Source organism: Olsenella kribbiana, assembly GCF_036408795.1.
GTDB classification, from domain to species: Bacteria; Actinomycetota; Coriobacteriia; order Coriobacteriales; family Atopobiaceae; genus Olsenella_L; species Olsenella_L kribbiana.
In genome coordinates, this window is sequence record NZ_JAZGJP010000002.1 from 277,919 (window position 1) to 290,613 (window position 12,695).

A 12,695-nucleotide genomic window follows, 5' to 3' on the forward strand; every position below is an offset into this window, starting at 1 on the left:
AACATATAGTGTCCGTGCGACAAATGCGGGCGTGGCGGAATTGGTAGACGCGCTGGATTTAGGTTCCAGTGAGGACACTCGTGAAGGTTCAAGTCCTTTCGCCCGCACCACATCGGTCGGAAAAGAAGGTACGGCCCATCTGCCGTGCCCGAAGCGTATAGAACAGTGGAGGAACCTTGAAGATTACTGTTACCGCAGCTGAGCCCAAGGACAACGAGGTTGCAGCAAAGCTCACCATCTCTCAGCAGGACGTCGACAACGCCGTCAAGGGTGCCTACAAGGACATCGCGAACAAGTACAGCTTCAAGGGCTTCCGCCGTGGCCGTACCCCGCGTCCTGTCATCGACTCCCTCATTGGCCGCGAGGCAGTGCTTGCCCAGGCAACGAACGACCTGCTGAACCAGGCAGAGCCGCTCATGCTCGAGGAGCTTGACATCGTGCCGGTCGAGCAGCCGAACTTCGGCGACGATCCGGACCTTGCCAAGGAGGGCGAGGACTACACGATCGACGTCACGATTCCGGTGCGTCCTGAGGTCGAGCTCGACTCCTACGACGCTCCTGCCATCAACATGCCGCCTGAGGAGGCCACCGAGGCCGAGATCGACCAGCAGGTGAAGCAGCTCCTTTCCTACCACACGACCGTCGAGGACGTCGAGGAGGACCGTGGCGTCCAGCAGGGCGACCTCGTCTCCGTCGATGTGGAAAACAAGGAGAATGCTGATTCCGTTGCCGGCACCGATCGCACGATGGATCTTTCCTCCAAGGCTCTTCCGGCTGAGTTCGTCGACGCTCTCATGGGCATGAAGAAGGGCGAGACGAAGGACGTCGAGTGGACGACCTCCGAGGAGAAGGACGGCGAGACGACTGAGACCAAGCACGCCTGCACCGTCACCCTCAAGGGCATCAAGAAGCAGGTCACGCCTGAGCTCACCGACGAGCTTGCCAAGTCCACGTTCGGCTTCGACACCGTTGCCGACCTCCGTGACGCCGTCAAGGAGGAGATCGAGTCCGACAAGAAGACGAGCCTCCCGAACCTCAGGGAGGACCGTGTCGTCGAGGAGATGGGCAAGCACGTCACCCTCGAGACCATCCCTGAGAACTACGTCAACCAGGTGCTCAACGAGATTGCCCAGGACTTCCTGCAGCAGCTCCAGCGCCAGGGCATGACGCTCGACCTGTACCTGCGCTTCCGCGGCATCACCTCTGATGAGTTCGTTGCTGACCTCCGCGAGCAGGCCAAGGAGCGTGCACGCCAGTCTCTCGCTCTTGACGCGCTGGCCAAGCACCTCGGCGTCGAGGCAACCGAAGAGGATGTCGAGAACGAGTTCAAGAAGGCTGGCGCCAAGGATGTCAAGGCCCAGATGAAGCAGTTCACGCAGCAGGGCCAGATGCCCGCCATCCGCGAGTCCATCCGCCGCACCAAGGCTCTGAACTGGCTCGTCGAGAACGCACCTGTGACGATCGTCGACGAGATTGCCGAGCAGGCGGCAGCTGACGACAACGCAGAGGATGCCGAGTAGCTCCACAATTCAGACACTTTTTGGTATCCCCAGTAATGCAAGCGCGTTACTGGGGATATTCAGTAGGAATCTACTAGCAGTTGGAAGGGGAGAAATGCACAATCCAACGAACATTCCGCTGATACCGTATGTCGTCGAGCAGACGCCGCGTGGCGAGCGCAGCTACGATATCTATTCGAGGCTGCTCAACGATCGTATCGTCTTCCTCGGCGAGGAGGTCACACGCGATAGCGCCAACCTCGTTATCGCCCAGCTCCTGCACCTCGAGAGCCAGGATCCCGACAAGGACATCTCGCTCTACATCGACTCTCCTGGCGGAGATGTCTATGCCGGCCTCGGCATCATCGATACGATGAACTTCATCAAGCCGGACGTTTCCACGATCTGTGTCGGCATGGCTGCCTCCATGGGTGCTGCCATCCTCGCTTCCGGCACGAAGGGCAAGCGCATGGCGCTGCCGAACTCGATGATCTTGATCCATCAGCCGAGCTCTGGTGTCCAGGGCCAGCAGACGGATATCCAGATCGTCGCAGACGAGACGAAGTGGATCCGCCAGCACCTGAACGAGATGCTCGCTGAGGCCACCGGCCAGCCGATCGAGAAGATCAATGCCGACACCGAGCGCGACAACTATATGCGTGCCGAAGAGGCCAAGGAGTACGGCCTCGTCGACAAGGTCATCGGCAGGCGCGTCGACGCCACCGAAGAGGAGTAGTGAATGGCAGACGACGAAATGCGCTGCTCGTTCTGCGGCAAGACGCGGAGCCAGGTGCGCAAGCTCATCCAGGGGCCCAACCATGTCTACATCTGCGATGAGTGCGTGAAGACGTGCGAAGACATCATCAAGGAAGCAGACAGGGCAGAGGCTGACTTCAGGGAGGCAGAGGAGCCCCAGTTCGCTCCCGCCGCCCCTATCAAGGAGCTTCCGACCCCTCATGAAATCTACAACGAGCTCTCCCAGTACGTCATGGGCCAGGAAGAGGCAAAGCGCGCCATGTCGGTGGCGGTCTACAACCACTACCGCCGCATCATGGCAGGAAGCGAGCCTTCTGCCGAAGGCGACGACGTTGAGCTTGCCAAGAGCAACATCCTGCTCCTGGGCCCCACGGGCACCGGCAAGACGCTCCTGGCGCAGACGCTGGCGCGTTTCCTCGAGGTGCCATTCGCGATAGCCGATGCCACCACGCTCACCGAGGCCGGATATGTCGGTGAGGACGTCGAGAACATCCTCTTGAAGCTCATCACGGCTGCCGACGGGGATGTGGAGCGTGCCCAGGTCGGCATCATCTACATCGACGAAATCGACAAGATCGCGCGCAAGGCAGAGAACCTCTCGATCACACGCGACGTGTCGGGCGAGGGCGTCCAGCAGGCACTCCTGAAGATCCTCGAGGGAACGATGGCAAGCGTGCCTCCTCAGGGCGGCAGGAAGCACCCGCAGCAGGAGCTCATCCACATCGACACGACGAACATCCTCTTCATCTGCGGCGGCGCCTTCGTCGGCCTCGACAAGATCGTGGCTGACCGCATCGGCAAGAAGGGCGTCGGCTTCAATGCCGAGCTCACGAAGAAGGTCGACGAGGACGAAGACTTCCTCATGTCCAAGGTCATGCCGCAGGACCTGCACAAGTTCGGCATGATTCCTGAGTTCGTGGGCAGAATCCCTGTCATCACGGCAACGCATGAGCTCAGGGAGGATGACCTTGTCCGCATCCTGACAGAGCCCAAGAACGCTATCGTGAAGCAGTACAAGCGCATGTTCGAGCTCGAGGGCGTCGAGCTCGAGTTCGAGCCTGAATCGCTCCGCGAGATTGCAAAGCTCGCGCTCAAGCGCAACACAGGCGCGCGTGGCCTTCGTGCCATCTGCGAGGCGACGCTCCAGGATACGATGTTCGATATTCCGAGCGACCTCGACGTGACGAAAGTCACGGTCACGAAGGAAGCGGTCGACGGCACCGAGCCGCCCCGTCTTGGCTATGCAAGTGAGAGCAAGCACACGGCATAGCTCGAGCTGAAATTTCCGTTTTCAGAGATGTCCCATCCTGCCAACAAATGGACAGAATGGGACATTTTCTTTAGATGTGTCGTGAATTCAGAAATCTCAAATTGTGTCTTGCGGAAATATTACAAAGTCATATCTAGGTGACTAAATGCCCGCTGAACAGGCTTTCAGTCTGATAACAGATTAAACAACCTGAATGGTCCCTAAAATTAGGATAACCTGAAGCCATGCTTAATGCTATGGTTCGATTATGTCATGTCCTGGCATGACGAACGTACATATTGCACCATGGTACCTTTGAAGTACGAAAGCTCCTGAGATACCGGTGCGCAGAGCGTAGCTATTGGGGGTAGCTGTGCGAAGCCAAAGCCGACGGTTAATGAGCTGTCTAACTGCACTTGCAATGATTCTCTGCGGACTTTGCGTGCCTGTTTCGGCCTATGCAAAGGGAACGCTGGAGCTGAACGCTTCAGATGGAGTTGCGCGCTCCTATAGCGCTTACAAGCTCCTCGACGGGAATGTGTCGGGGGGGGGTACCTCTCAGACGCTGAGTGACGTCAGCTATACTGACGCGCTTCCTGCCACTTCCTGGCAGGAGCTTGGCGCACCTGCTGGCACTGCCCAGGATGTCGCTGACTGGCTCTCTGCAAACGAGACGCCTTCCCTTGCAAACGAGATTGACTGGAAGGTCGAAGCCTCCGGTGTCGCAGCTGACAAGACCGACATCACGACAGGAGAGACCGAGCTCGAGGATGGCTATTGGCTGATCACCTCCGCCGATTCCTCTCCTGTGCTTGTGCTCGTCGGTGGCAATGCCACGACGGAAGTCACGGAGAAGGCCGAAGCTCCTGTGCTCGTGAAGCAGGTCAGGACCGATGGTGACTGGTCTGACTTCGCTGTTGCCGGAAACGATGTGGACCCCGAATACCGTCTCGTCGGCACGCTTCCTACGACATATGACAGCTTCCCTACGTATCATTACCAGTTCGACGATGTGATGGATGAATCCTTCACGGTTGACCAGTCTTCCGTCAAGGTTCTTGCTTCCTCAGCAGATGGCTCGACGACGAAGGACCTCACCTCTGACGCAGAGATTTCTCTCAATGGCCAGAAGCTCACAGTCAACTTCGCTGACCTCAAGAAGGTCCTTCCTGAGCTCGGAGAGTTCCATACTATCACCGTCACCTATACCGCACATCTGAATACGCTTGCTACAGCCGGTCTCGCTCATGAGAACGAGAACGATGCAACGCTCACCTATACGAGGAAGCCGACGAAGGCAGTCTCCGATAGCGCTGCAGATGCCAGCGAAGGTGTCAGCACTTCGAGCATCCATGCTGCAAAGGCGACGCTGTCCCATCTTCCGCATTTCCTCGCAGCAGCATCTACGACCGATACAACATCCGAACGTCAGCAGGCCGAAGTTGCTACGTGGTTCGTGCGTCTGACGAAGAAGGATGCACAGAACGGTCAAGAGCTTCCCAAAGCTGGCTTTACCGTTCAGGATGCCAAGGGCCTTTACATCAACACGGATAGCACGGCAACCGAAGAAAAGACTGATGCTTCCATTTGGCGCACCAATGATCAGGGTGTCGTGACAGTCGCCAATCTAGCAAATGGCAGTTATACCTTCAAGGAAGTCGAAGTGCCGGAGGGCTATAAGGCTGCGTCCGATGTGACGATAACGCTCCAGGGTGACAGGAAGAGCCTCAAAGCTTCGGCTGATGATGCTTCTGTCACGGGCGTCGATTCCACTTCTGGTGTAGTGAATCTCACCATCGAAGACTCTGAGATTGCCAAGACGCCGGATACCAATGGCGGCAATGCTGGTACCACATCTCAGGCTTCTTCAAAGGGCAGCAGGATCGGCATGCCGGACACGAGCGATTACAACCGCATCGGCATTGCAGTCCTTCTGATTGCTGTCGGTATTGTCGCCATCGTAATCTCCCGCGCTCTGTCCCATAAGGACAAGCAGAACCACTAAACAGGCTCTTAATCTCATCAATTCACTTCTGCATATGCCACCCCTCGCCAGGGTGTCCTATGAGCTCGGCTTCCTTAGGGAAGGGAACAGGAAGAAAGGACGTTGTACATGAAGAAGACGAACATTGCACGCCTCGCGGTGACGGCAGGCCTCACGCTTGCCATGGGTGCAGGGATGATGGCGCCGGCGACGGTCGCATTTGCTGCTGATGCTGCTGCGACGGGAAACATCACCATCAATCAGGTAACTGGCAACAGCACGACGTTCACGGGCTATCAGATCTTTACCGGCAAGGTTGAAGAGGTTGGTGGCCAGAAGAAGGTCAGCGACCTTGATTGGGCTAATAACGATGTGAAGGCTGCAGTCGAGTCGGTTGCTAAGAAGACTTTCAATACAGCTCAGGATGGTGCTGACTGGATTACCCAGCAGATAACAGGCACTGACAGCACGACTGCGGTTGAAGCTAGCAGCACTGCCAATGCACTGGCCAAGGCGGTCTCTGGTGTCACTACGACTACGACCGTTAAACCTGATACGGCAACTAACCTGAGCGCTGGCTACTGGCTGTTCGTCACGACACCAAACACTGCTGGTAACGGCGAGAGCGCAACTGCTCCTATCTTTGCTGTCGTCGGCGGCAAAGATGTGAACGTTACGGAGAAGGACTCCGTGCCGACGGTCACGAAGACCGTTGACAATGGGCAGACCAGCGGATCCACGCATGTCGGCGATACCCTGAGCTATAAAATCGAAGGCACGGTTTCGAGTGATATTGCAACCTTCAAAACTTATCAGTACGTCTTCACCGATACGCTCTCTGCAGGCTTGGACTATCAGGAAGATGCAAAGGTAACCGTTGATGGTACGGATGTCACGAGCAAAGCAACGGTTGCTTACGACCAGACCAGCCATAAGCTTACCGTCACCTTCAACGATCTCAAGACTGCTACAACGCTTATTACCAAGGACAGCAAAGTCGATGTCACCTACACTGCAAAGGTCAACGCCAACGCTGCTGCAGGCCAGAGAACTAACCTCGATAACACGGTGAAGCTTACCTACAGCAACGATCCTCATACGAGTGGCACTGGCACGACGACGAACAATCCTACTGTCAGGGAGTACACGTACAAGCTCAAGCTTGTGAAGTGCGACCGCGATACGGAGAAGGCTCTTAACGGGGCTACCTTCACCATCAAGAACTCTGATGGCAAGTACGTACAGAGCGACGGTTCTCTTGGCGATGCAGCCTATACATTCACTGCAAACGGCGACGACGGTTTTATGGTCAACGGTCTCGATGCGGGTACCTATACGGTTGAGGAGACTGCTGCACCTAATGGGTATCAGAAGACCGGTAAATTTACCTTCACCATCACTCCTACTATCAGTACTTCCGGCGACAACAAGGACAGCCTGACCGGGTTGGATCTCAGCGTGGACCAGAACTCTGACGTTATTGCTGGTACGCCTGATGGCACGACGGGTAATCACCAGCTCCAGCCGAAGACCGGCACGGCAGCTGACGTTACGACCGGTATCGTCACGGTGACTGTCGGCGATAAGAAGGAAATCACTATGCCACTGACTGGTATGAAAGGCACCACTGCTCTCATGGTCTACGGCTCCGCTATTCTCGTTATCTCTGCTGCAGCTTATCTGAAGCACAAGCGCAACGCTAGCAACGACGATGCCGAGTAGCTTCTAGGTGATCTTGTGGGTGCAGGAGCAGACGGAAAGAAGGGCACGTCCCGCAGGTCGTCCCGTATCTGGACGATCCTTCCTCTTGTGGGCATGCTCATCGGCCTTGCCATGCTCCTGTACCCGCTCATCTCTGACTGGATTATCGCCTATCACGACCATCAGGCCGTGAGCGAGATGCAGTCCACCTACAGCGAGGCAGACGATCCCGAAGCACAGGCAGAGCTACATCTGGCTGATCTTTACAACGAGAAGCTTGCCGGCCAGGAAGTGGACGAAGAGGTACTGCCGTATGATGAGCAGCTCGCTCTTACGAAGCCGTACATGGCATACCTCGAGTGCCCCAAGATCGATCTGGAGATGCCTATCTATCACGGCACCGATCAGGAAGCTCTTGCTGCAGGAATCGGACACATCGAGACGACGAGCCTCCCAGTAGGCGGAAGCACTTCCAACTGCGTGATATCGGCGCATTCCGGCATGCCGGACATGCGGGCATTCGACGATATCAGGCAGCTGGAACCAGGAGACCTCTTTGCACTCGATGCTTTGGGACGTGAATGCGTCTACGAGGTCGACAACATCGAGGTCATCTCTCAGGACGACTACGACGCCTGGGAACAGGCCATCGCTCTTGTTCCGGGAGAGGATTCCTGCCTTCTGGTCACCTGCACGCCTTACGGCGTGAACGACCATCGCCTTCTGGTACGCGGACATAGAACGGACCGTGTACTTGATCGCGATGAAGGAGCAGGAAATGTGAACAACTACGTGAACCGCAGGACCATCCCCGCAATGGCTGGCATTGCAGTTCTTATAGCTGCGCTTGCGATAGGAGCCCATCTGGCCAACCATGTCTGGGTTGCCGATGGCATATGGCACAAGAGCAAGGCATGCGCTCTTCGCCATTCTCCTGGAACCAAGCCGGTTCGCATGAACAGACGGAAGGCAAAGAAGCAGGGTGCCAGGCCTTGCGATGAATGCTTGGGAGGCAGGCATCATGCGGGGAGGTAGACGAAGGCGGCGCTGTACTCGGAGTACAGATGCAGGCTTTGATTGCAGGATCGGTTCGGAGGGTTTGAACATGTTCAAGAGAGATGGCTTCTGGGCAAAGGTGCTCACCGTGCTTCTGACTGTCGCCATGACATTAATCGCGACGCCACTCGATGGCGTTGCAGAGGCTGTCAATGGGACATCTGACGCTGCGGTGGTGCAGGAGCAGGGCTCTGAGAAGTCACAGGACACAACTTCTTCGATGGCAGACCAAAAGGGCTCAAGTGATTCAGGTTCGGGTAGCAATACATCCGAGATGGATTCAGCTAGAGCGCAGAAAGCGGATGGCACCACCGATACAAACGATAACGGGACATCGGCTGTTGCTTCATCTAATAACAATGAATCAGCAGGCACGACTGATACATCCGATTCCGCAAGCACCGCTACTGCAAATGACTTTAATAAGAGCAATCCTGCCGTAGCTGCATCCAACGAAGCAAGCGCTAATGAAACTGAAGACAAAAGCACTTTCAAAGCATATTGGACAAATGCAGCTGATTCTGAGACATGCTATACGAATAGTGACTACAGTGCAAGTGATGTAACAACTCAGAGAGATTACAGTTGTACGCCAAATACGAATACTCTGCATAAATCAACCATGAAGATTTATCTAAAACTGGCAGGTGATTCGAAGACTATCTATAAGAAGGGATCTGTAAAAATTGAATTGCCTGTCGGGTTTTACCGGGGGCTAGACACAGATGATCCCTTGCTGGCTGCTTGCAGCGATGCGCAATACGGAGCGACCAGATTGGATCAAATTGATTGGATGATTCCAGAGGCTCCGAGTACAAATAGCGTTACGGATTTCAACTATGCAGAAGAAACCAAAGAAGTTGATGGCCAGCAGGTAAAGTACTATGTGATGCAGAACTATAAAGACATCACAGGCGCAACAGAGCTGGATGTAAATGTTGATTACAGATATCGCCCAACAATGCTTGATGTGAAGTCGGTGGTTCAAGCTGATGGGAATGATAAAGGAGTCTATCAAGCTGCGTACCCTGTCGTATGCAGCGTTAATAGCTCCGAGGTTGCAAGCACTGAGCTTAGCGTAAAGATATTGACAAAAGTGAATCCGGCTAAGGTCACACTGACGCATGCAACTCAGGACAACAATAAGGGAATTTATTTCACCTGGAACAATTCATGGGGCACGAAACCCGCGGATTCCGATAAGTACTTCTATATTGTGTGGTATGTGACTTACCAGCGCGCTGGCGCCTCAACTATGCCATATAAATACATGCTTAGCGTTAATCCGGATGACGCTGACGGTGGAGAACTTGTCGGTGTTAAAAAGTATGCAGGTGGGAACCGATATGATTTCAGTACTCATATCTCAATAGATCCACAGTACACCGATATTGCTAATAATCCGAATTTGTTGAACCAACTGTGGACTGGTATTGGCAACTCTCCAACAAAAGGTGGAGATTTTAGCGAGAACTATATTTATGATGCATATCTTGGAACCAATTCAGTATATAACACGCAAATATATGCACTTCTATATCGTTATCCGATGACAAAGATTTCTGATGCCGTGAAGAACGGTACAGATATGACAAATGACGGCATTAGTGTCAGCAACGGTTTGACTATTACTGATACTTGGCAAGATGGACATACCGTAACTACAGAGGTGAAGCCGACTGGAGATTTGTCTGTTAAGGCGCTTCCTGCAGGCGGAGGCTTGAAAGCAATGGGAAAAGCAAGGGAGGATTCACGCTCTCTGGGCTATACAGTTGATTCAGCGCAGTCTTTCCTGGCACAAGGGCTCGAGGTAACTCTTCCTGATTTCGAGCTTCATTCCTATGATTACGACGAAAAGTCGACTTGGAACGCTGCTGATAGTACATACAAGAGTTCAACAAGTTTTGATTTAACTGACGGCAAGTATTATGCATTTTCATCAGATAGGGCAAGTACTCAATACTATGGAAAAAAGCCCGGAATCGATACAATAAATAGTCTCAATCCGCAAGAGCTGAGCGATGAGGACTACAGCCTTGATTCATTCTATATAACGGACGATGAGTATGATGGTGCGTATATAAATGAGATTGGATGGCAACGTGATCCTAGCAGTTCGACTTCATATGACAAATACCAACCTATAGAAATCTGGATACGTAAGGCTGGTGACTCTGAGTTCGTAAAATACGGACAGATTGTTCGAGACGGGGATTCGTCATATACATTTACGAACGCAAATGACGGTACAGTTGTTAGCGACGTAAACAGTAAAAACCGTGTCGCGTTTCCAACAGATGCAGTGGAAATTGAAGCTAAGCAGGTAAATAGCCCGTTTTATGCTTCAGATGTAAATATACACTATTCGATTACCATACATCCGAGTGCAACGCTAGCTAGCCGCATACAGAAGGATATAGATGCTGGACTCGATAGCGTGATAGGCGGTTTTGCATCTGGCACACAGTCCGTCGAAGGCAACACAGAGAACTCTGTAGAGAATGCAGTTGGAAACTATTGGCATTTAGTAAGCTATCAATTCTCTGCGATTTCTTCGAGTGCGGGTTTGCGTGTGGACAACGATTACGTTATCGACAATAGTGCGAATAGCGAACGTGTGACCGCAACTCAGCTGGATGCATATATAGAAACCAATGTAGATGGCAATAATAGCCAGACTAAAAAGTATGCCAACCTTAAGTATCTGAGGAACTACATCCCATCGGAAGGTGTTTTCTATGTATTGCTTCCTGCTGGTACTTATGTGAAGGATGATGAAGTTCTAGCCGGACTACCTGGCAATTTATATCGGGGTTGGAATGATGTACGTGCTTTTGTCAATCCTGTAGCCGATCGAGAAGTCAAGCAGGTGTCAAACTGGGAAGGGACAGGGCGGACTATGCTTATGGTCCGAGTACATATCCCTGATCAGATAATCAATTCTATTGAGAGTGTAGGTTCACGGAATACTATCAGGCTTGTTTATAAATTGCATGATACGTATACCAATATCGATGATCGTGGAGGTATTGCTACAGGTAGCGCAGTATTTATTGACACGTCTAAGTCAGATATCTTTGATTCAGATGTGAACGAGGCTTTCGCTGATTGGGATTATTACAAAGACATTGTCCACAAGGCTTGGACGGATAAGCAGAAGGCTGCGGCAGCAACAACCAGGGTTGATTTTGGTAATGTAACTGCACTTGAGTCTGGATTCGATGATCAAGTAGAAACAGAAAATGAGGCTTATTACGAACAGAGCGGGACTGCCTATATTGGCGATGAGTACATAGACCGTCTTCACTACAAGGCCGATAGCAATACCCGCACCGACAATATTGTTCTATATGATACGTTTAGCTCCGAGCAGAAGAATGCCATAGGCAGCTTTGAGAGCGTTGATATCTCGTCAATAGACTCGAAGGTCACTTACGATGCGGACGATTCGAATACGACTGATACATGCAAGCCTGTCGTTTACTATACGACGGTGACTCCTACAGACCAGACGCGTTCTCTAGATAGCGGCATCTGGACTACAACCGCTCCAGATGACCTTTCTATGGTAAAGGCAATCGCTATAGATTGTCGTAAGACTGACTCTGGCAAGGATTTCGTGCTAAATCAGAAGGGTACGCTTGTTGCATATGTGCATATGAAAGCTACATCTGATTCCAGCCGTGCTGGCAGAACTGAAACAAATGAGGCATCAATAAGCAAGCGAATGTTTGTAGGCACAACTGCTGGAGCAAGTGCTGCCATTACAACGGAGCCCGCAAATAGGAACGTTACGCTTCTGGCTGCAAATGTCGGCATCGAAAAGACCTGCGATCCCAAGTCCGGTACACAAGACCATCCCGCAGAGATTGGTAACGACGCTAACAAGCAGCTTACCTATACGCTCACGATAACGAACAAGGCTACTGATACCTCATTGCCGAATGTGAGAGATGTGCATGTGACTGATCAGCTGCCCGACGGCTTGTCGCTTGATGATCCTTCGGTCATGTCGGTAGAGTCCGATTCGCTTGGAATCAAGGCGGGAACCAAGATAGGCAGTCAGTCTTCTGTCTCCTACCAGGTTGACGGAAACAAGCTCGAGTTCGATGTAAGCAAGCTTCCATCTAATGGAACAGTTACAATCACCATCCCCGTGGTCCGCAAGGATCCGGTGACCCAGACGACTGATTACACCAACACCGCGACAATCGACAAGGTCGGCAAGCAGGAGGACTATGGCAAGAGAAGTACGACTTATCACCGCACTTCGGTAACTGCGATGCCGCTTTCCGGTGCGTCTGGATTCGACGGACTGATTGCGGCGGGAGGCGCGGTCCTTGTGCTCTTTGCGCTCGCGTGGATCCGCAGGAGACGCCACAATGGCGAGGCATAGCTGAGATGCTGAGCAGGCCGGATGCAAAGTCCGGCCTGCTTTGCTTTTGACTAG

Annotated in this window: 7 protein-coding genes and 1 tRNA gene; all 8 read left to right on the forward strand. The window is 53.0% G+C overall.

The window, feature by feature from the left end; translation table 11 throughout:
* Nucleotides 1–25 precede the first annotated feature (25 nt).
* A tRNA-Leu gene (locus VXJ24_RS02785) sits at nt 26–110 on the forward strand.
* Between the two features lie 66 nt (nt 111–176).
* Nucleotides 177–1,520 carry a trigger factor gene (gene tig / locus VXJ24_RS02790; protein ID WP_330971392.1) on the forward strand — a complete coding sequence of 448 codons (1,344 nt, stop codon included), beginning with the start codon at nt 177–179 and terminating at the stop codon, nt 1,518–1,520.
* A 94-nt stretch (nt 1,521–1,614) separates the two neighbouring features.
* A complete protein-coding gene (locus tag VXJ24_RS02795) occupies nt 1,615–2,235 on the forward strand; it encodes an ATP-dependent Clp protease proteolytic subunit (RefSeq protein ID WP_330971393.1) in 621 nt (206 codons plus the stop codon).
* Between the two features lie 3 nt (nt 2,236–2,238).
* Nucleotides 2,239–3,525, forward strand: coding sequence for an ATP-dependent Clp protease ATP-binding subunit ClpX (gene clpX, locus VXJ24_RS02800; RefSeq protein ID WP_330971394.1), 1,287 nt, complete (start codon nt 2,239–2,241; stop codon nt 3,523–3,525).
* 376 nt (nt 3,526–3,901) lie between these two features.
* Nucleotides 3,902–5,509 carry an isopeptide-forming domain-containing fimbrial protein gene (locus VXJ24_RS02805; protein ID WP_330971395.1) on the forward strand — a complete coding sequence of 536 codons (1,608 nt, stop codon included), beginning with the start codon at nt 3,902–3,904 and terminating at the stop codon, nt 5,507–5,509.
* A gap of 108 nt (nt 5,510–5,617) precedes the next feature.
* Complete coding sequence (locus VXJ24_RS02810; RefSeq protein WP_330971396.1) at nt 5,618–7,210, forward strand: isopeptide-forming domain-containing fimbrial protein; 1,593 nt, start codon at nt 5,618–5,620, stop codon at nt 7,208–7,210.
* Between the two features lie 15 nt (nt 7,211–7,225).
* Complete coding sequence (locus tag VXJ24_RS02815) at nt 7,226–8,224, forward strand: class C sortase (RefSeq protein ID WP_330971397.1); 999 nt, start codon at nt 7,226–7,228, stop codon at nt 8,222–8,224.
* Nucleotides 8,225–8,294: 70 nt separating this feature from the next.
* The gene (locus VXJ24_RS02820; RefSeq protein WP_330971398.1) at nt 8,295–12,641 is read left to right on the forward strand and encodes a hypothetical protein; all 4,347 of its coding nucleotides are present in this window, start codon (nt 8,295–8,297) and stop codon (nt 12,639–12,641) included.
* Nucleotides 12,642–12,695: the final 54 nt, after the last annotated feature.

What these genes read in the sequence shown, in the direction of transcription:
- VXJ24_RS02795 (WP_330971393.1), top strand. Translation starts at nt 1,615, where the DNA reads ATGCACAATCCAACGAACATTCCGCTGATACCGTATGTCGTCGAGCAG.
- clpX (WP_330971394.1), top strand. Translation starts at nt 2,239, where the DNA reads ATGGCAGACGACGAAATGCGCTGCTCGTTCTGCGGCAAGACGCGGAGC.
- VXJ24_RS02810 (WP_330971396.1), top strand. Translation starts at nt 5,618, where the DNA reads ATGAAGAAGACGAACATTGCACGCCTCGCGGTGACGGCAGGCCTCACG.
- VXJ24_RS02805 (WP_330971395.1), top strand. Translation starts at nt 3,902, where the DNA reads ATGAGCTGTCTAACTGCACTTGCAATGATTCTCTGCGGACTTTGCGTG.
- VXJ24_RS02820 (WP_330971398.1), top strand. Translation starts at nt 8,295, where the DNA reads ATGTTCAAGAGAGATGGCTTCTGGGCAAAGGTGCTCACCGTGCTTCTG.